Below are 19386 nucleotides of genomic sequence, written 5' to 3' on the forward strand. Positions count from 1 at the left end.
GATCCAGACACACTGCCGTATGGCCAGAAAGCCGTGTCACGGCTTGCCGCGCCGGCGCTTATGGGCCCCGGCCTCCGCCGGGGCGACACGCTCTGCCTCTCATCTCTGAGGCACGAGCCGCGGGGCTCCCTCTACAGGAAGCCGCGAGCCAGGGCCGGAGCGGCGCTGGGTGTTGCCGGAAGCTGCGGCAGCAGCAGCGCGTTGACGACGTGATAGACGTCGGGGCGGCCCGGCCAGACGGTGCCGGCCTCGGAGAGGTCGGCGGCGAGCTGGTGCCGCCAGGTGCCGCGTTCCGCTTCGACGAAGTGCACGGCGGCATGGTCCCAGAGCTTGCGGTACCAATGCTCGTAGGCCGGATCGTCGGTCACCGCGCCGAGCAGGGCGGCAGCGGCGATGCCTTCGCAGAGCGCCCAGTGCATGCGGACGTCGGTGACGACCTTGCCGTCGAAATCCGTCGTGTAGACGAAGCCGTCATGGCCATCGACAGCCCAGCCATAGGTGATGGCGTGGTTGAAGAGGGCGATCGAGGCTTCGCGCAGCCAGGCGGGCGGCGTCTCGAGCGATGCTTCGACATGGATCAGCAGGCGCGACCATTCGAGCCAGTGGCCGACCGTCGAGCCATAGGGCCGGAACGGATGGGCGCGGTCGTCGGTATTGTATTCCGGTGTCGGCTGCCAGGCCGTGTCGAAATGCTCGGGCAGGAACCAGTTGTGCCGGCGCGCGGCGCCGTTGATCAGCCGGTCCGCCATCGACAGCGCGCGGTCATACCAGGCCGGATCGCCCGAGGTGTCGCCGGCGGCGAGGCAGGCCTCGACCAGGTGCATGTTGGAATTGGCGCCGCGATAGTTTTCCGAATCCGAGAAATCGTCCGCGAAGGACTCGCGCGACATGCCGGCTTCCGCGTCCCAGAAATGCTTCAGGAACACCGCCTGGGCGCGCTCGAACAGTTCGCGGCCACCCGGACGACCCGCCTCGGTCGCCGACGAGCCGGCGAGCAGCACGAAGGCATGGGCATAGGCCTCCTTGCGGCCCGGGAGCGGGCCGCCGGTCGGGCTCAGCGCCGAGTACCAGCCGTCATTCGCCTTGTCGTGGAAGATGCCGAGCAGCGCCGTGATGCCGTGGTCGACGAGCGGGCCAGCGCCGGGAATGCCGCGCAGCTGTGCGAGCGCTGCGACATGGGTCTTGCGGCAGGTGAGATAGAGCTCGCGCGGACGGGTCAGGTCGCTGGTGCCGTCCTCGAGCAGATAGCCGAAGCCGCCAGCATCAAGCCGGGCGCCGTTCATGAAATGGACGAGGCGGCGGAACTGATCGTCCAGCCAGTCGCAGTGAGACCTCAGCCCGAGCCAGGGCGGGGTGGCGGTCGATGTCATGGCGTCCTGCTCCCGTAAGGCCCATCGCGCAGCGTCCGCCTCCCGGCAGTGTCGGATGGGCTCGTTCATGGCGTGTCGCCGCGCCGGCGTTTGCGCACAGGCGACGGCCCGGCCAAGCGTGCCCGGCCGGCGGCGGCTAGTTGAACACTGAGTCGATCGGGCCGTCCACCGCGGCGGCGGCCCGCGGATCGCTATTGGGCGTAGAAGTAGGAGGGACCGACGCGGCGCGTCACGCCCGCCGTCCGCGGCGCGCCCGAAAGCCCGGCTACGGGCGTTTCGATGCTGGCGGTGCCGAGATCGTCCGGCGAGAGATTGCCGGCGCGGTTGGCGAGCGTTTCCGGGTCCTCGCCGAGGAAGGGCGCCGATCCCGGGATCGGCGGCATGGCCTCGGCGGCCGGCGTCTTGGCGAGGCTCGCGGGATCATAGCCGCCGTTCAGGGCCTGCAGCGATGTCGGGCTGCCGCAGGTGCAGCTCGAATTGAAGCTGGTGCGATAGGAGAACGCGGTCGACAGCGCGCTATAGGGTGTCTCGTCGACGGTCGAGCGGGCATCGGTGCTGTTCTGGCCGGGATTGCGATGGGCGTAGAGCGCGACATCGGCGCTCGGGCACATCTGCCGGCAGGTCGCCTCGTCGGCGGCGAAATTGGAGCGGCGTGTCGCGAAGCTGATCGGGAAATAATAGCCGTCGCAGGTGCGGACGCAGAGGGTGCGGTAATTGCCGCCGCCGAAGCCGCGCTCGTTCGAGCTGGTCTCGGAGCGCGTGCTCGGTTCGCGCGCCGGGATCCGCGCCACGTCCTGCTGCTGGTCGTAGACGCGGTTGTCGGGGTTGAAGAGCCGTTCGAAGAAGTTGCGCGGGCGTTGGCCGGCATTGACGTAATTGGCGTATTGCGGGCCGCAATCGTTCTGGCCGAGCTGGCGCAGGATATCGGTGCGCTGGCGGCCGGAGGTGGCGGGGTCTGCAGCCCGGCTTCCTTGTTCCGCCTTGCTGATGCGGCCCTGGATCGCGCTGATGCGCTTGTTGATGCCGGCGCATTCCGGGCCGGGATTGGCGGAGCGGAAGAAGCCGCCCTTGCAGCCGGCGCGGCGTGCTTCGCCATTGGCGGCATTGAGATCGGCCCGGTAGCGGTTGAGATTGGCCTGCTGGCCGGCGGCGGCGTTCTGGCCACGCTGCAGCGAGGCGAGCTGACGCTCGAGCCGGACGCACACGCTCGACGCCGCTTCCGCGACGCCGACGCCCGCGGCAAGGATCATCGCAGCCATTACGATACGCGAGAACACTCTTTCGATACCCATTGAAGCGGCCCTTACCGCGCTGCCATCAATTCGTCCGCCCATGCCCAGAAAGGGCAAATCGAAATAGCATGGATGGCCGGCAGGGTCATCCATGCCGCGCGCCGATCGGGCGTGAATCGGCGCCGGCGTTGCCGGAAAGCACCGTAAGGATGCCTGATAGCCCGATCTTTGGATGGCAAACGCCGGCATCTTGTGACTAGGTGGCGCGCTGGAACTGCGGGCCGTGGTCCGCTCCCTGCATGAAAAGAGCCTTTGCATCATGACCGCGCGCGACGTTTCCCTGGCCGCGAAGGATCCGGCCGGGCCCTGGTGGACCGAGATCCGGGCCACGATCCAGCTGTCTGTACCGCTGATTCTCACCAATCTGGCGCAGACCGTCATCACCGCCACGGATGTCGTCATCCTGGGCTGGGTCGGCGCGGCCTATCTGGCAGCGGGCGCGCTGGCGACCAATCTCTATTTCGCGCTGCTGATCTTCGGTATTGGCCTGGTGTCGGCGGTGGCACCGATGGTGGCGCGCGAGCGCGGCCGCAATCGTCATGCGGTGCGGGAAGTGCGGCGCACGGTGCGGCAGGGCCTCTGGGCGTCGGTCGCCCTCGTCATCCCGTTTTGGATCGTGCTCTGGCATACCGAGGAAATCCTGTTGTGGCTCGGGCAGGAGCCCGAGTTGGCGCGGCTCGCGGCCGAGAATATGCGCGGCCTGCAATGGGCGATGCTGCCGTTCCTCTGGTACATCGTGCTGCGTTCGTTCATCGCCGCGCTGGAGCGGCCGGCCTGGTCGCTCGTGGTCGGCATCGCTGGTGTCATCTTCAACGCTCTGATCGTCTGGGCGCTGGTGTTCGGCCATTTCGGCCTGCCGAAGCTCGGTATGTTCGGCGCCGGCATTGGCAGCACGCTGTCGGCGATGCTGATGTTCATCGGCATGGCGCTGGTCTGTCTGTTCGACCGCCAGTTTCGCCGCTATCACGTCTTCGGCCGCTTCTGGCGTCCCGACTGGGCCCGCTTCCGCGCGCTCTGGCGTCTCGGCCTGCCAATGGGCATCGCCATCGGTCTCGAGGTCACGGTGTTCAACGCGGCGGTATTCCTGATGGGGCTGATCGGCGCTTCCGCCGTGGCGGCGCACGCCATCGCCATCCAGGTCGCCTCGCTCTGCTTCATGGTGCCGCTTGGCTTCTCGCAGGCCGTCACCGTCCGGGTCGGCATCGCCTATGGCGCCGGCGATCCCGATGCGATCCGCCGCGCCGGCTGGACCCCGTTCATCCTCGGCGTCGGCTTCATGGCCTGCACGGCGCTGATGATGTTCGCCATTCCGAACGTGCTGATCGGGGTGTTCCTCGACCGGGCCGATCCGAACAATGCCGAGGTGATCGCGCTGGCCGTGTCCTTCCTCGGCATCGCCGCCCTGTTCCAGGTGTTTGACGGCGCCCAGGCGATCGCCGGCGGCATGCTGCGCGGCCTGCACGACGCCCGGGTGCCGATGATCTATGCGGCACTCGGCTTCTGGGGTGTCGGCCTCACGCTCAGCGTCCTGCTCGGCTTCTGGTTCGGGCTTGGCGGCATCGGCATCTGGATCGGCCTGGCGACCGGTCTCGCCGCCGTTTCGGCGATGCTGATCACGCGCTGGCTGCGTCGCGAGCGCCTCGGTCTGGTGCGCGGCGGCACCGAGCCGATCGTGGCGCCCTGAGCCTGGCGCCATTTTCGGCCGCGGCGGGTCTCGCGGCGGCGCCCGGCATTCCTATATTGGGCACAGTTTCGCAACGGAGAACGCCATGCGCCTTGCCCTCGCTGCCCTGACCGCCGTCGTCACCCTTGCCGGGGCTGAGGCGCCGGCGATGGCCGCCGATCCCGATCTGATCTTCAAGGAATCGACGACCTTCAAATGGGTGACGCCGAACGACAAGATCGCGACCTATGCCGTCGATGATCCGGACGTCGAGGGCGTTGCCTGCTATTTCGCCGCGGCCGAGCGCGGCGGTGTCGCCGGCATGTTCGGCGTGGCCGAGGAGACCTCGGACGTCTCGCTCGCCTGCCGGCAGGTCGGCCCGATCTCCTTCAAGGGCAAGATTGGCCAGGGCGAGGAGATGTTCAATCAGCGCCGCTCGATCTGGTTCAAGAAGATGCGGATCTCGCGCGGCTGCGACGCGAAGCGCAACGTGCTCGTCTATCTCGTCTATTCGGACAAGCTCGTCGACGGCAGCCCGAAGAACTCCATCTCAAGCGTGCCGATCATGCCCTGGGGCGACCAGCCGGCGGCCAAATGCGGTGATTTCCTGCGATAAGGGGCGCCGCGTGCCGCCGGTTTTCCGCGGTGCGCAGGCATCGTTCTGACCGACACGACTTGCCGGAAGCCGCGCGAGGCTCTAACCGGATGATCAGTATTCTATTCGGAGCTCTTTTCGCATGAACGCCATCGTCCGCCAGCCCGATCCCAAGAAGCTGATCAAAGGCGCGACCGGGGACTGGGAAATCGTGATCGGCCTGGAGGTGCATGCCCAGGTCCTGTCGAAGTCGAAGCTGTTCTCGGGCGCCTCGACCGAATTCGGCGGACCGCCGAACTCCCATGTCAGCCTCGTCGACGCGGCGATGCCCGGCATGCTGCCCGTGATCAACGAGGAATGCGTGGCGCAGGCTGTGCGCACCGGCCTCGGCCTCAACGCGCAGATCAACAATTACAGCGTGTTCGACCGCAAGAACTATTTCTATCCGGATCTGCCGCAGGGCTACCAGATCTCGCAGTTCAAGCAGCCGATCGTCGGCGAGGGCGAGATCATCATTGATCTCGACGGCGGCGAGAGCGTCACCGTCGGCATCGAGCGCCTGCATCTGGAGCAGGATGCCGGCAAGTCGCTGCACGACCAGCATCCGACCATGAGCTTTGTCGACCTGAACCGTTCCGGCGTCGCGCTGATGGAGATCGTCTCGAAGCCGGACCTGCGTTCGGCCGACGAGGCAAAGGCGTATCTGACCAAGCTGCGCACGATCGTGCGCTATCTCGGCACCTGCGACGGCAACATGGACGAAGGCTCGATGCGCGCCGACGTCAACGTCTCGGTGCGCCGTCCCGGCGAGCCGCTCGGCACGCGCTGCGAGATCAAGAACGTCAACTCGATCCGCTTCGTCGGCCAGGCCGTCGACTACGAGGCGCGCCGCCAGGTCGGCATTCTGGAGGATGGCGGTTCGATCCATCAGGAAACCCGCCTGTTCGACGCCAACAAGGGCGAGACGCGGTCGATGCGCTCGAAGGAAGAGGCGCATGACTATCGCTACTTCCCGGATCCCGACCTGCTGCCGCTCGAACTGGAGCAGGCCTGGGTCGACGGACTGAAGGCGCTGCTGCCGGAGCTACCCGACGCCAAGAAGGCGCGCTTCATCGCCGATCTCGGCCTCTCGCCCTATGACGCCAGCGTGCTGGTGCTCGAGCGCGACACGGCGGACTATTTTGAGGTCGTCGCCAACGGGCGCGATGCCAAGACGGCGGCCAACTGGGTGACGCAGGAACTGGCCGCCCGTCTGAACAAGGACGGCAAGGACATCGCGTCCAGCCCGGTCTCGGCCGAGCAGCTCGGCGCCATCATCGACCTGATCGGTGACGGCACGATTTCCGGCAAGATCGCCAAGGACCTGTTCGAGATCGTCTGGAACGAGGGCGGTGACCCGAAGGTCGTCGTCGAGGCGCGCGGCCTGAAGCAGGTCACCGATACCGGCGCGATCGAGAAGGTCGTTGATGACATCATCGCCGCCAACCCGGAAAAGGTCGAGCAGGCCAAGGCCAAGCCGACGCTGGCAGGCTGGTTCGTCGGCCAGATCATGAAGGCGTCGGGAGGCAAGGCCAATCCGCAGGTCGTCAACGATATCCTAAAGAAGAAGCTCGGCCTGGAGTAGGGCGGGGAAACCTGCGAACCGATTGCATTCCGCGCTATGGTTGCCGCCGACATCGAACTGTCGTGAGGGCAACCATGACCAAGATTGTGCGGAAGACACAGGCGAGCGCCACCGGTGCGTCAGCGCTTGGGGCTCTCGCGATCGGCGCCGCCGCGATTGGCGCGATCGCCTTTGGCGCCATGGCGATCGGCCGTCTGCGGATCCTGGAGGCCCGCATCGACAAGCTGTCGGTCGGCAGGCTTACGGTCGAGCATCTCGACATCCGCGACCCGGGGCGATGACGCCTCGATAGAGGCCGCATTCAGCGTCAACGGCCGCGGCTGCCGGGGCGCGGGAGCTTCACGCTTGCTATGGAAGCCTTGCCTTGCCGTCGTGGGAAACCCAAATATGAATCTATGACCGATCGCTTGCCGATCGGTGACCGATCCAGCCCCAGCCAAGCCAAAGGTTTTCCATGTCCGTGAACCAGACCCAGCCGATCGAGCTGCACTACTGGCCGACCCCGAACGGCAAGAAGATCACCATCATGCTGGAGGAGCTCGGCGTTCCCTACTCCCTCCACTTCGTCAATATCGGCAAGGGCGACCAGTTCCAGCCGGACTTCCTGAAGATCTCGCCGAACAACAAGATGCCGGCGATCGTCGATCCGGAAGGCCCGGACGGCAAGCCGATCTCGGTGTTCGAATCGGGCGCCATCCTGCTCTATCTCGCCCGCAAGTTCGGCCGGTTCTATCCGACCGATGACGAGCGGGCGCGCGTCGAGGTCGAGGAATGGCTGATGTGGCAGATGGGCGGCTTCGGCCCGATGCTCGGCCAGCGCAACCACTTTTCCGTCTATGCGCCCGAGCGCATTCCCTACGCCACCAAGCGCTATCAGGACGAGACGCATCGCCTCTATGGCGTGCTCAACCGGCGCCTCGCCGATCGCGATTTCGTCGCCGGCGACTATTCGATCGCCGACATGGCGATCTTTGGCTGGGCCGCCGGCTGGGAGACCCAGCAGTTCGATACGTCGGACTTCCCGCATGTGAAGCGCTGGATCGATCGGATGAATGCGCGTCCGGCCGTCGCGCGCGGCATGGCGGTCAAGGCTCCCGTCGCCCCGGTCAGTCTCGCCGACGACAAGGAAGCGCAGAAGATTCTCTTCAATCAGCGCGCCCGATAAGTCCCGGGACGGACGGTTCCGCGCCAGTTGGCCGGTTGACCCACCGCGAAACGGATAAGATGTTGTTCTCTGGCGGGGTGGTAGCCCCGTCAGGGCAAACATACTATGATAACGGCATGGCGGTATTGCACTGATGCCGCGTTTCGTTTGACGCCCGTGATTGCGGAAAGGGGCCCCTGGCGGATGCGCGGTACCCAGGATAAGACGCGGACACTGCGTGCCCCCGGCAGGGACAGGTCCGGCAGCCTGTCGGATCAGGTTGCCGCCGAGCTCGGCCGCCGCATCGTGTCCGGTGTCTACAATCCCGGCGATACGCTGCCGACCGAGCCGATGGTCCAGGAAGAGTTCGGCGTTTCCCGCACCGCCGTCCGCGAGGCCATCCGCCTGCTGTCGGCCAAGGGGCTGACCGTCTCGCGCCCGAAGATCGGCACCAAGGTGCGGCCGCGCGTCGACTGGAACATGCTCGATCCCGATGTCCTGCACTGGCAGATCGACCAGCGGCCGAGTGACGAGTTCATCCATTCCCTGTTCGAGATGCGCGAGATCATCGAGCCGGCCGCGGCCTCGCGCGCGGCGGAACGGGCGACGGCGGAAGAGATCGACAAGCTCGGCAAGGCGCTTGACGGCATCAAGAACCGCGATCGTGGCAGCGTCGACCAGATCCGCGCCGATCTCGCCTTTCACATGACCGTGCTTGAGGCGTCGCACAACCCAATGCTTCGGTCGGTCGGTGGCCTGATCGAATCCGGCCTGATCATCAGCTTTTCGCTCGGCTGGCGCACGGTGATGGGCGACGACGCGGTGCTGCAGCATCGCGATGTGTTCGAAGCGATCCGCGACCGCAATCCGGACGAGGCGTTCCTCGCCATGCGCCGGCTGCTGCGCAACGCCAAGGGCAATGTCTTCGACTCTATCTGGGTCGGCCGCAATGCCGACGCCGAAGGCGAAACCAGCCTCAGCTAGCTTCACCACCGTTCCATCAACGAAAATCGGCCGCGGCGCCTGCGCAGACGGCCGTCTGGCACAACAGGAGAGAAACAATGAGACTGATGCAGATCAAGACCGAAGCCGGTGAGCGCGCCGTCGTCGCCACGGTGCCGAACGGCGCCGGCGAGCGGTCCTACATCGTGCCGGGCTTCGCCACCGTCTACGCCATCGCGCAGGCCGCGATCGCCGCCAAGTCGGGCATCGAGGCGATCGTCGAGGCGGCTTCGGCCGGCGCGACCGAGGAAGTCGACCGCGCAGCCCTGCTGGCCTCCGGCCGTGTTTTGGCGCCGATCGACCATGAGGATCCGGCGCATCTCCTGATCACCGGCACGGGCCTGACCCATCTGGGCTCCGCCTCGGCCCGCGACGCCATGCACAAGACGCCGGACGAGGACGAGGTCCTCACCGACTCGATGAAGATGTTCCGCATGGGCCTCGAGAACGGCAAGCCGGCCGTCGGCCAGCAGGGCGTGCAGCCGGAGTGGTTCTACAAGGGCGACGGCGCGCTGCTCGTCGGCCCGGGCCAGCCGCTGACCGCGCCGTCCTTCGCCCAGGACGGCGGCGAGGAGCCGGAAGTGGCCGGCATCTACATCGTCGGCGACAATGGCCAGCCCTACCGGATCGGCTTCGCCATGGCGAACGAGTTCTCCGACCACATCATGGAGCGGGTGAACTATCTCTATCTCGCCCATTCCAAGCTGCGTCCGTGCTCGGTCGGCCCGGAACTCCTCGTCGGTGCGCTGCCGGACGACGTGCGCGGCCGTTCGAAGATCTACCGCGACGGCAAGGTCATCTTCGACGAGCCGTTCCTTTCGGGCGAGGCGAACATGTCGCACACGCTGGAAAACCTCGAATATCACCACTTCAAGTATGACTTCTTCCGTCGTCCGGGCCAGGTGCATGTCCACACCTATGGCACGGCGACTCTGAGCGTTGCCTTCGGAATCAAGACGCAGGCCGGCGACGTGTTCGACATCCAGTCGGACACTTTCGGTCTGCCGCTCACGAACCCGCTCGCCTTCGCCAAGGAAGAGAAGGTCACCGTCACCCAGCTTTGAGGGTTGGCCATCGGGGGGCTGGCGGGATAAAAGGACGGAACTTTCCGAACCTCGGTTCCTGCCCCCTCCATCCCGGCTCCGGCCGGGCCATATCCGTTCCACGACGTTCAAGGATCAACTGATGAGCACACTGCACAAGAACTACATTGGTGGCGAATGGGTCGGCGGCACCGCGCGTCCCAACATCAACCCGTCCAATACGAACGAAGTGGTCGGTGAATTCGCACAGGCGACGGCGGAAGACGCCAAGGCTGCGATCGACGCCGCCGCCGATGCGTTCAAGACCTGGTCTCTCTCGGGCATCCAGCAGCGCCACGACATCCTGAAGGCGACGGGCGACGAGATCCTGGCGCGCAAGGAAGAAATCGGCCGCCTGCTGTCGCGCGAAGAGGGCAAGACCCTTCCCGAGGGCATTGGCGAGACGACGCGCGCCGCGCAGATCTTCCATTTCTTCGCCGGTGAAACCCTGCGTCTGGCCGGCGAGATCCTGCCGAGCGTGCGTCCGGGCATCGACGTCGCGATCACCCGCGAGCCGGTCGGCGTCGTCGGCCTGATCACGCCGTGGAATTTCCCGATCGCCATTCCGGCCTGGAAGATCGCCCCGGCCATCGCCTATGGCAACACCGTCGTCCTGAAGCCGGCCGATCTCGTCCCGGGCTGCGCCTGGACGATCGTCGACATTCTCGTCCGCAACGGCCTGCCCAAGGGCGTCGTCAACCTGGTCATGGGCCGCGGTTCGGTCGTCGGCCAGGCGATCCTCGAATCGCCGAAGGTCAATGCCGTCTCGTTCACCGGTTCGGTCGGCACCGGCAAGAAGGTCGCCGAGGCCTCGATCGCCGTCATGCGCAAGTTCCAGCTCGAGATGGGCGGCAAGAACCCGACCATCGTGCTCGATGACGCCGATCTGAAGGTCGCCGTCGAGTCGACCGCGAACAGCGCCTTCTTCTCGACCGGCCAGCGTTGCACGGCTTCGTCGCGCCTGATCGTCACCGAGAAGATCCACGACCAGTATGTCGAGGCGCTCGCTGCCCGCATGAAGGACATCGTCGTCGACGACGCGGTCAAGCAGGGTACCCATGTCGGCCCGGTGGTCGACCAGAGCCAGCTCGACCAGGATCTGCGCTACATCCAGATCGCCAAGGACGAAGGCGGCACGCTCGCCTACGGCGGCGAGCGCATCGAGCGCGAGAATCCGGGCTTCTTCCTGCAGCCGGCGCTGTTCACCAACACGACGCCCGACATGCGCATCAACAAGGAAGAGGTCTTCGGCCCGGTCGCCAGCGTGATCAAGGTCAAGGACTACGAGGAAGCGCTCGCGGTCGCCAACGACACGCCGTTCGGCCTCGCCGCCGGCATCGTGACGACCAGCCTGAAGAGCGCGACCCACTTCAAGCGCCATTCGGAAGCCGGCATGGTCATGGTCAACCTGCCGACGGCAGGCGTCGACTATCACGTGCCGTTCGGCGGCCGGAAGGGTTCGAGCTACGGCCCGCGCGAGCAGGGCAAGTACGCGGTCGAGTTCTTCACGACCGTCAAGACGGCCTACACGCAGCCGTAATCGGCTGTCGTCATCGAGTTCAGAACGGGCGCCTTCGGGCGCCCGTTTTCGTTTCGGGCCACGGCAACAGGGCAGGCTCGCGATGTGATTAGCCGGGAGGTGGGCACGCTCAACCGTGATTTGACATGCAGGTATTTACCTGCATATCTCTGTCTCCGAAGCGAGGGAGATCGATGCACGCGGACGATGTCTTCAAGGCGCTGGCCGACCCCACCCGCAGAAGGCTGCTCGACCTTCTCTGCGAGCAGAACGGGCAGACGCTCGGCCAGCTCTGCGAGCATCTCGACATGGCCCGGCAATCCGCCACCCAGCATCTCGGGATCCTGGAAGCGGCCAATCTGGTGAGCACGGTCCGGCGCGGCAGGGAAAAGCTGCACTTCATCAACCCCGTGCCCTTGCACGAGGTCTACGAGCGGTGGGTGCGAAAGTTCGAAAAGCAGCGGCTCAGCCTGCTGCATGATCTGAAGCGAGAACTGGAAGGAGAGTAGTCATGGCCAAGGACAAGACGAGTTTTGTTTATGTGACCTACATCGTCTCGACGCCCCAGAAGGTGTTCGAGGCGATCACGAAACCGGAAGTCGCCCGGCGCTACTGGGGCCACGAGAATGTCTCCGACTGGAAGGTGGGCTCGAACTGGCAGCATGTCCGCACCAATGACGAGCGGCGGGTCGATCTGGTCGGCAAGGTTCTCGAGAGCTCGCCGCCGACCCGCCTCGTGATCTCCTGGGCTGACCCGTCTGAGATGGACAATCCGGCAAGCCACAGCCGGGTGACGTTCGCGATCGATCCCTATGACGACATGGTTCGGCTGACCGTCAGCCATGAGGAGCTCGAGGCCGGCAGCGGCATGGCGAAGGGCATCCAGCAGGGATGGCCGATCGTCCTCTCCAGCCTGAAATCCTTCCTGGAAACCGGCCGCGCCATCGACGTCTTCGCCAAGCCGAAAGCGGCCTGATCCCGAACGGTACCGATCCGGAAACCTGACTCCAGGAGAACGAGCATGACCGAGCCCTACCGGGGTGGATGCGCGTGCGGCGCGATCCGCTACGAGACGACGAGCGAGCCCATCGTCGAGCTCCACTGCCAGTGCCGCGAATGCCAGAAGCGGAGCGGCACCGGCCATAGCTCCTATTTGACCTTCGCCCTGAGGTCCGAGATGACCATCACCGGCGAGGCGAAGGAGTGGCAGGTCGCCGGCGAGAGCGGCAACATGAAGGTCCATGCCTTCTGTCCGAACTGCGGCACGCCGGTCTATCTGACCTTCGTTGCCATGCCGGAGTTGATCGCGGTCCACGCGGCCAGCCTGGACGAACCCGGCCGGTTCAAGCCCCAATTCGTCACCTATGGCGTCCGCGGCCTCGCCTGGGACACGATCGATGCCGCTTTGCCGCGCTTCGAGCGGATGCCCGGGTAGAGCAGGCAACCTCGGCTAGCCGCGGATGAGCGGCGTCTTGCCGGAGAAGAGCGGCTGGTGCCGGCCGATCAGGCGGGCGACGCGCTCGGCCGCGGTGTGGATCGCGGCCTGGTGGCGGTCCTCGTGATGGGTGACGAGCCATTGTTCGGAGGCGAGCGCCGCGATCGGTTCGCCGGCGCGTTCGAGATCCGGCTCGACATCGCCGATCAGGCAGGGCAGGACGGCCCGGCCGGCGCCGGCGCGCACCAGGTCGAGCAGCGTGCGCGGGTCGCTCGCCCGGATGGCGATCGCCTCGCCATGTTCGGCGGCCAGCCACTGGGCGGAGGGCGTGATCGCGGCCTCGCCGCCGATGCCGATCCAGGGCAGGGTGGCGCAATCCTCGGTCATCGTCCGGCGGGCATAGCTCGCGAAGGCGACGACGCCGACGCGCCGTCCCGCCAGCCATGCCTCTTCCGGCCGCCGGTTGCGGATACCGATGTCGGCGGCGCGCCGGCCGATGTCGAGCCGGGCATTGGCGGTGGTGAATTCGAGCGTCCAGGCATCCGCCACCGTCCACACCGCTTCGATGTTGCGAGCGAGAAAGGCCGTCATCCAGTGGCCGGCGGAAATGCGAACCACCGGCCGGGTCGCCGTGCCGGCCCGCCAGCGTTCGACGCCCGCCGCCGCCGCTTCCACGTCCTGGGCGTGGGCGAGCAGCGTGCGCCCGTCCTCCGTCAGTTCGTAGCCCTGCCGTCCCCGCGTGAACAGCCGCACGCCGAGCGCGCGCTCGAGCGCGGTCATGCGCCGTCCCAGCGTCGGCGCGCTGCTGCCGCTCGCCCGCGCCGCCGGGCCGAGGCCGCCGGCCCGCGCCACGGCGAGGAACAGTTTCAGATCCTGCCAGTCGAACTCGTTCATTTTTGAAATGCTCATTGCGGCTTCGTTCGTTTCGGGCTTGGCGGTCAAAGGCTAGGAATAGGCGCGATGCTCGCGACACCCCCGACGGTCCTGCGGCCACGCCAGCAGGAAAGGTCGCGCGTCGTTGCGATTTTGTAATAGGCAGCCTTTCCTCACAAGGAGTTCGTCATGCTCACACGCACGCTCTGGAACGGCCGGAAGGTCGCAGCACTCGGCTTCGGCGGCTGGGCGATCGGCGGCCCGTTCTATGCCGGCACCGTTCCGCTTGGCTGGGGCGACGTCGACGACCGGGAATCGGTCGCGGCGATCCATGCGGCGCTTGACCTCGGCATCCGCTTCTTCGACACCGCCAGCAATTATGGCGGCGGTCACTCCGAGGAGATCCTCGGCGAGGCGCTTGCCGGCCGCGACGATGTCGTGATTGCGACCAAGTTCGGCCATGTCGTCGATGCCGTCACCAAGCAGGCGCTGGGGGAGGAATCGTCGCCCGATGCGATCGAGGCGATTGTCGAAACCTCGCTGCGGCGGTTGCGCCGGGAGCGGATCGACCTGCTGCAGCTCCACCTGAACGATCTTCCGATCGCGCGCGCCGCGCCGATCTTCGAGAAACTGGCGGCGCTGCGACAGGCCGGCAAGATTGATGCGTTCGGCTGGAGCACGGACAATCCGGACGGCGCCCGCCATTTCGCCGGGCTGGACGGCTTTGTCGCGATCCAGCACGCGATGAATGTCTTCGAGCCTGCCGATGCTATGATCGCGGCGGTGGAGCCGGCGGGCCTTCTCTCGATCAACCGCTCGCCGCTCGCCATGGGCCTCTTGACCGGCAAGTTTGCCGGCGGCGCGACGCTTGCCGTCAACGACGTCCGCGTCGCGGCGCTCGACTGGATGACCTATTTCAAGGACGGGCAGGCGGCGCCCGCCTATGCCGCGCGGCTGGAGCGCATCCGCGACCTGCTCCAGACGGACGGTCGCACGCTGACGCAAGGCGCGATCGCCTGGCTCTGGGGCCGTTCTGACCGGACGCTGCCGATCCCGGGCGTCCGCACGCCTCGGCAGATCACCGAGAATGCCGGCGCGCTGGAGAAGGGGCCGCTCGCCGCCGACGTGATGGCCGAGATCGAGCGCGTCATCGGCCGCGAGCAGGAAGCTGTCGCCTGAGCACCCGGCTCAGATCGCCGGCCGGTCGAGCACGAGAATGTCCTCGCGGGTAAAATTGACCGTCACCGGCTGGCCGCGCTCGGGCGGGGCGCTGTGCGGCCGGTTGAAGGTATCGAGCGAGACGACATTGTCGCCGAAGCGGACCCGGATGCGGACGACCGAGCCGAGGAAGTGCACCTCGTCGATGGTTCCGGTCAGATTGTTGCTGCCGCCATTCGCATGCCCGATCGACAGCGCCTCCGGCCGCAGCGCCACCGCGAGCGTGTCGCCGGCACTGGCGCCGTTGAGACCGGTCGAGGCGACGACTTCCTGGTCGTCGATGGCGATCCGGCCGGCGGTCGAATCGAGCACCTTGCCGGCGAGGATGTTGAGCGTGCCGACGAAGGAGGCGACGAAGCGGGTCTTCGGATAGTTGTAGATCTCGAACGGCGTGCCCAATTGCTCGATCCGGCCGTCATTCATGACGCAGATCCGGTCCGACATGGAGAGCGCTTCCTCCTGGTCGTGCGTCACATAGATTGTCGTGATGCCGAGCGCCCGCTGCACGGCGCGGATTTCCTCGCGCAGCGATATGCGGATCTTGGCGTCGAGGGCGGAGAGCGGCTCGTCGAGCAGCAGGATCTTCGGCTGGATGGCGAGCGCGCGGGCGAGCGCCACGCGCTGCTGCTGGCCGCCGGAGAGCTGGTAGGGATAGCGGCTGCCGACATCCGGCAGCTTGATCAGCGCCAGCATCTCCTTGACCCTGGCCGCGATCTCGGAAGACGACTTCTTCGCAACCTTGAGGCCGAAGGCGATGTTGTCGGCGACCGTCATGTTGGGGAACAGAGCGTAGGCCTGAAACACCATGCCGATATTGCGCTGGTTCGGGCGCAGGTCGGTGACATCCTTCTCGTCGATCTTGATCGTGCCGCTGGTCGGCGTCTCGAAGCCGGCGATCATGCGGAGCGTCGTCGTCTTGCCGCAGCCCGACGGCCCCAGGAACGAGACGAACTCGCCGCGCTCGACGGCGAGGTCGATGCCGTGGATCGTCGTCTGGTTGCCGAAGGTCTTGGTGATGCTCTCGAGCGTCAGGAAGGTCATGCGTCCGGGCCCCAATTCAGCGACGGGTAGCGTTCTGGCGACCACCGCCGAAAAGCTGGATCAGGCCCATGCAGGCCCAGGTGATGATGAAGGCGATGATGGCGAGCGCCGCCGGCTCGTAGGCCCGGTTGGCGCCGACCAGCTGCAGGTAGGGTCCGAAAGCCGGCCGGTTCAACAGGCTCGCCATGGTGAATTCGCCGATGACGATGGCGAACGTCAGGAAGGCGCCGGAGAGCACGGCGACGCGCACATTCGGCAGGATCACCTGGAACAGGATGCGCGGCCAGGAACTGCCGAGGCTCTGGGCCGCTTCCGTCAGCGTGCGGATATCGATCGCCCGCAGGCCCGTATCGACGGCGCGATACATGTAGGGGAGGGCGAGCGTGACATAGGCGCAGGTGAGCAGGAAATCCGTGCCGCGCACGGAGTTCGTCAGCGGGATCCAGGACGAGGAATTGTACATCCTGAGATAGCCGAACACGAGGACGATGGCCGGGATGACCAGAGGCAGCAGCGTGATGAACTCGACCAGCGGCCGCAGGCGCGGCAGCTTCAGCTGCACGATATAGGCCGTCGGCACCACGATCAGGATGCCGAACAGGATGGCGGCGATCGCGATCACGGCTGAATAGGTGAAGCTCGCCTGGAAATTCGGATCGCCGAAGACGACGCGGTATGCTTCGAAGGAATAGACGCCGCGCTTCATGCGAAGCGAGAACTCGAAGGTGGCGATGAGCGGCACCAGGAAATAGATCACGCCGATGATGATCGCGATCCACGGGCCGATGACGGGACGCTTCATCGCATCCACCTTTCGCTGCGCGAGCGGAGCCAGATATAGGCGCCGTTCGAAAGACCGGTGATCAGGATCATGCCGAGCGCCAGCGCGTAACCGAGGTTGGGATCGTGCAGCACGTCGCCGCGGATCTGCGCGAATAGGAGGATGGTGATGATGTTGAGCGACGAGCCGGTCAGCGCATAGGCGGTGGCGATGGCGCCAAAGGCATTGGCGAACAGGAGCAGGAACGAGCCGAGCAGGCTCGGCCACAGGATCGGAAAGGCGATCATTCGCCAGTATTGCCAGGTCGAGGCGCCGAGAATGGACGAGGCCTCGCGCCATTCTCGCTTCAGCCCGTCGATCGCCGGCGTCATGATCAGGATCATCAGCGGGATCTGGAAATAGAGATAGGTCAGCGTCAGGCCGCCGAAGCTCAGCAGGTTGAAGCCGTAGCGGTAGATGTTGATGCCGAAGATGCTGGTCAGCAGCGCCGTGACGAGGCCGGTGCGGCCGAGCGTCGCCATGAAGGCGAAGGCAAGCGGTACGCCGGCGAAATTGGACGCGACGCCGGAAAAGGTCATCATCGTCGGCCGGATCCAGCGCGGCACATGGCCGAGCGCCACCGCATAGGCGAGCCCGAAGCCGAGCAGCGCGCCGCCGAAGGCCGAGGCGGCGCTGATCGCGATGCTGGTCTGGTAGGCGCGGATGATCGTTGGCTGGTTCAGATTGGCGATGTTCTGCAGGGTGAAATTGCCCTGCGGATCCTGGAAGGCGCCGATCATCAGAAGCGTCGCCGGAACGATCAGGAACATCAGCGCGAACAGCATGAACGGCACGACGCCGAGCCATGTCAGCGAGACGGGGCGCGGTCTCGTACGGGCGAGCTCGGCGGCGGTTTCTGCCATGGCAGCCTATCTGTCGTCGCTACGGGAATGCAGGATGCTGACCTGACCCGCATCAGGCAAGGGCAGGGGTCAAAATAATGCGGGACGGCGAGGCCATCGCTCGCCCCGATGCGGGAAAGCCCGGCGCGGGCCGGGCTCCCTTGTTCGCGCGGCGACTGGTTTGCCGCCGAAGGTTTCCGGGCAGGCCCGGCTGCACCTTATTTCGGAATGTCGGCGCCGACGACGGAATCCCACTGCTTGGCGATGACTTCCTTGGCGGCGTTCTGCTGCTCGACCGTGGGGAACACGGCCTTGGCATAGCCTTCGGCCGGCGGCAGCTTGGCGAGCAAGTCGGCCGGGATCTTGCCGTTCTTGGCGAGATCGTCGAAGCGGATCGGGTGGCAGTAGCCGGCGAGCCAGGCGAGCTGGCCCTCGTCGGAATAGAGATACTCCATCCAGAGCTTGGCGGCGTTCGGATGCGGCGCGAAGGCGCTGATGCCCTGGACGTAGACGCCGGCGACGATGCCGGTCTTCGGCACGACGACCTCGGCGGCCGGGTTGCCCTTCAGCACGTCGCGCCAGGCGAGCGAATTGTAGTCCCAGGCGATCACGATCGGCGTCGAGCCCTGCGCCAGCGACGCGGCCTTGCCGATGACCGGGACGAAATTGCCCTTCTTGTTCAACTCGGCGAAGAACTTCAGCCCCTCGTCACCCGCCTTGGCGATGTCGCCTTCCGAGCCCGACAGGCCGGCGGCGAAGACGCCCTGGATCGCCTGCGCCGCGACGCGCGGATCGCCGGCGAGTGCGACCGAGTTGGCATACTCGTCGGAAAGAAGGTCCTTCCAGTCCTGCGGCACCGTCTTGATGATGTCGGTGTTCACCAGGAAGGACATCACGCCGTAATAGTCGCCGTACCAATAGCCCTCGGCGTCCTTGGCAGCGTCCGGAATCGTGTCCCAGGTCGAGACCTTGTAGGGCTGCAGCAGGCCATCGGCCTTGGCCGACGGGCCGAAGGGCAGGCCGACGTCGATCACGTCGGGAGCCTGCGGGCCGGTGTTGCCCTTGTTCGCCTTGATCGCCTCGATCTCGTCGCCGGAGCTGGCGTCCGGGTTGAGTTCGTTGACGGCGATGCCGTACTTCTTCTTGAAGCCCTCGATGACGGCGCCATAGCCGCACCAGTCATGCGGCAGCGCGATCGTCGTCAGCTGGCCTTCCTTCTTCGCCGCCGCGATCAGCTCGTCGAGGTTCTGGCCGAAGGCAACGCCCGTCGTCGCGCAGATGGCGAGTGCGGAAACCGACATCCGCATCCAATTCGTCTTCATGCTTCTTCTCCCTCGGCGAATCATCGCCCACTTGCCCCGGCTCGGCCCCGTGGCCGGCCAGATGATAAGCCGTCTATTCTGAAAGCTAGCACGCAAGTTTGAAGCTTCGATGTCGCCCGGGATCGAGGCGCGGCCCAGTGGATGGCTCCATCCACAGTTGTTCCGGCCAGGGTCCGGGCGATCGTGGTTCCGTCCCTCTGTTCGCCGGCTGCAAGCGAGGCGCGGCCGGCGAGCGGCAAGCTTATCGCAGCGATCGCCGATCGGTAAGCCACCTCGTGAACGGCGCTGGCGAGACGGGCAGTCGGCTAGAAGGGAAGGGATCTGATTGCGATCGGGCGCCGGCCTCTTCGCCGGCTTGGCTCGGTCACGGCAACCGCGCGGCATCCATTGCCCCTTGAACTCCTGAGCCGCCGCCAGCGCGAGCCGGCGCCGCGGTGGGGCTTCGCGATGGCAGGACTTCGCGTCCAGTGGTTCATGACGGCCTCGGCGACGGTTGCAATGCAGGCTCCGCCAGAACAACTGTTGCCTGAACAAGAACGGCGAC

Annotated in this window: 19 protein-coding genes; 12 read left to right on the forward strand and 7 right to left on the reverse strand. The window is 66.0% G+C overall.

What is annotated here, in order from left to right; genetic code table 11:
* Positions 1-131 precede the first annotated feature (131 nt).
* Positions 132-1370, reverse strand: coding sequence for an AGE family epimerase/isomerase (locus G342_RS0121045; RefSeq protein WP_018185153.1), 1239 nt, complete (start codon positions 1368-1370; stop codon positions 132-134).
* 191 nt (positions 1371-1561) lie between these two features.
* Positions 1562-2620 (reverse strand): DUF2865 domain-containing protein, encoded by a 1059-nt coding sequence (locus G342_RS0121050; protein ID WP_198010849.1) that lies wholly within the window; start codon positions 2618-2620, stop codon positions 1562-1564.
* A 301-nt stretch (positions 2621-2921) separates the two neighbouring features.
* On the opposite strand from G342_RS0121050, the gene G342_RS0121055 reads away from it, so the two are divergent.
* From G342_RS0121055 to G342_RS0121105, 11 genes are all read left to right on the forward strand, one after another.
* On the forward strand, positions 2922-4346 hold the full coding sequence (locus G342_RS0121055) for an MATE family efflux transporter (RefSeq protein ID WP_026304665.1): 1425 nt from the start codon (positions 2922-2924) through the stop codon (positions 4344-4346).
* 85 nt (positions 4347-4431) lie between these two features.
* On the forward strand, positions 4432-4941 hold the full coding sequence (locus G342_RS0121060; RefSeq protein ID WP_018185156.1) for a CreA family protein: 510 nt from the start codon (positions 4432-4434) through the stop codon (positions 4939-4941).
* A gap of 121 nt (positions 4942-5062) precedes the next feature.
* Complete coding sequence (gene gatB, locus G342_RS0121065; protein WP_018185157.1) at positions 5063-6544, forward strand: Asp-tRNA(Asn)/Glu-tRNA(Gln) amidotransferase subunit GatB; 1482 nt, start codon at positions 5063-5065, stop codon at positions 6542-6544.
* Between the two features lie 74 nt (positions 6545-6618).
* On the forward strand, positions 6619-6825 hold the full coding sequence (locus tag G342_RS0121070) for a hypothetical protein (RefSeq protein WP_018185158.1): 207 nt from the start codon (positions 6619-6621) through the stop codon (positions 6823-6825).
* Positions 6826-6998: 173 nt separating this feature from the next.
* Entirely contained in the window at positions 6999-7709 is a 711-nt protein-coding gene (locus G342_RS0121075; RefSeq protein WP_018185159.1) for a glutathione S-transferase N-terminal domain-containing protein, read from the forward strand.
* 183 nt (positions 7710-7892) lie between these two features.
* Positions 7893-8672: a FadR/GntR family transcriptional regulator gene (locus G342_RS24885; protein WP_018185160.1), complete on the forward strand. Its 780-nt coding sequence runs from the start codon at positions 7893-7895 to the stop codon at positions 8670-8672.
* A 77-nt stretch (positions 8673-8749) separates the two neighbouring features.
* Positions 8750-9754, forward strand: coding sequence for an AraD1 family protein (gene araD1, locus G342_RS0121085; protein ID WP_018185161.1), 1005 nt, complete (start codon positions 8750-8752; stop codon positions 9752-9754).
* A 121-nt stretch (positions 9755-9875) separates the two neighbouring features.
* Positions 9876-11312, forward strand: coding sequence for an aldehyde dehydrogenase family protein (locus tag G342_RS0121090; protein ID WP_018185162.1), 1437 nt, complete (start codon positions 9876-9878; stop codon positions 11310-11312).
* Positions 11313-11485: 173 nt separating this feature from the next.
* Entirely contained in the window at positions 11486-11800 is a 315-nt protein-coding gene (locus G342_RS0121095) for an ArsR/SmtB family transcription factor (RefSeq protein ID WP_018185163.1), read from the forward strand.
* 2 nt (positions 11801-11802) lie between these two features.
* A complete protein-coding gene (locus G342_RS0121100) occupies positions 11803-12267 on the forward strand; it encodes an SRPBCC family protein (RefSeq protein WP_018185164.1) in 465 nt (154 codons plus the stop codon).
* A 45-nt stretch (positions 12268-12312) separates the two neighbouring features.
* Positions 12313-12726, forward strand: coding sequence for a GFA family protein (locus tag G342_RS0121105; protein ID WP_018185165.1), 414 nt, complete (start codon positions 12313-12315; stop codon positions 12724-12726).
* Between the two features lie 15 nt (positions 12727-12741).
* Here G342_RS0121105 and G342_RS0121110 read toward each other — a convergent pair whose 3' ends face one another.
* On the reverse strand, positions 12742-13635 hold the full coding sequence (locus tag G342_RS0121110) for a LysR family transcriptional regulator (protein WP_083931313.1): 894 nt from the start codon (positions 13633-13635) through the stop codon (positions 12742-12744).
* 153 nt (positions 13636-13788) lie between these two features.
* On the opposite strand from G342_RS0121110, the gene G342_RS0121115 reads away from it, so the two are divergent.
* Positions 13789-14778: an aldo/keto reductase gene (locus G342_RS0121115; protein ID WP_018185167.1), complete on the forward strand. Its 990-nt coding sequence runs from the start codon at positions 13789-13791 to the stop codon at positions 14776-14778.
* Positions 14779-14787: 9 nt separating this feature from the next.
* Here G342_RS0121115 and G342_RS0121120 read toward each other — a convergent pair whose 3' ends face one another.
* The 4 genes from G342_RS0121120 to G342_RS0121135 all read right to left on the reverse strand — a co-directional run bounded on the left by G342_RS0121120 (position 14788) and on the right by G342_RS0121135 (position 18842).
* Positions 14788-15858, reverse strand: a complete 1071-nt coding sequence (locus G342_RS0121120; protein WP_018185168.1) for an ABC transporter ATP-binding protein — start codon at positions 15856-15858, stop codon at positions 14788-14790.
* A 16-nt stretch (positions 15859-15874) separates the two neighbouring features.
* On the reverse strand, positions 15875-16660 hold the full coding sequence (locus tag G342_RS0121125; RefSeq protein WP_018185169.1) for an ABC transporter permease: 786 nt from the start codon (positions 16658-16660) through the stop codon (positions 15875-15877).
* Positions 16657-17541, reverse strand: coding sequence for an ABC transporter permease (locus G342_RS0121130; RefSeq protein WP_018185170.1), 885 nt, complete (start codon positions 17539-17541; stop codon positions 16657-16659). The genes G342_RS0121125 and G342_RS0121130 overlap by 4 nt, the downstream gene beginning before the upstream one ends.
* A gap of 197 nt (positions 17542-17738) precedes the next feature.
* Complete coding sequence (locus G342_RS0121135; protein WP_018185171.1) at positions 17739-18842, reverse strand: ABC transporter substrate-binding protein; 1104 nt, start codon at positions 18840-18842, stop codon at positions 17739-17741.
* Between the last annotated feature and the right edge of the window lie 544 nt (positions 18843-19386).

The organism is Kaistia granuli DSM 23481, assembly GCF_000380505.1.
Lineage (GTDB): Bacteria > Pseudomonadota > Alphaproteobacteria > Rhizobiales > Kaistiaceae > Kaistia > Kaistia granuli.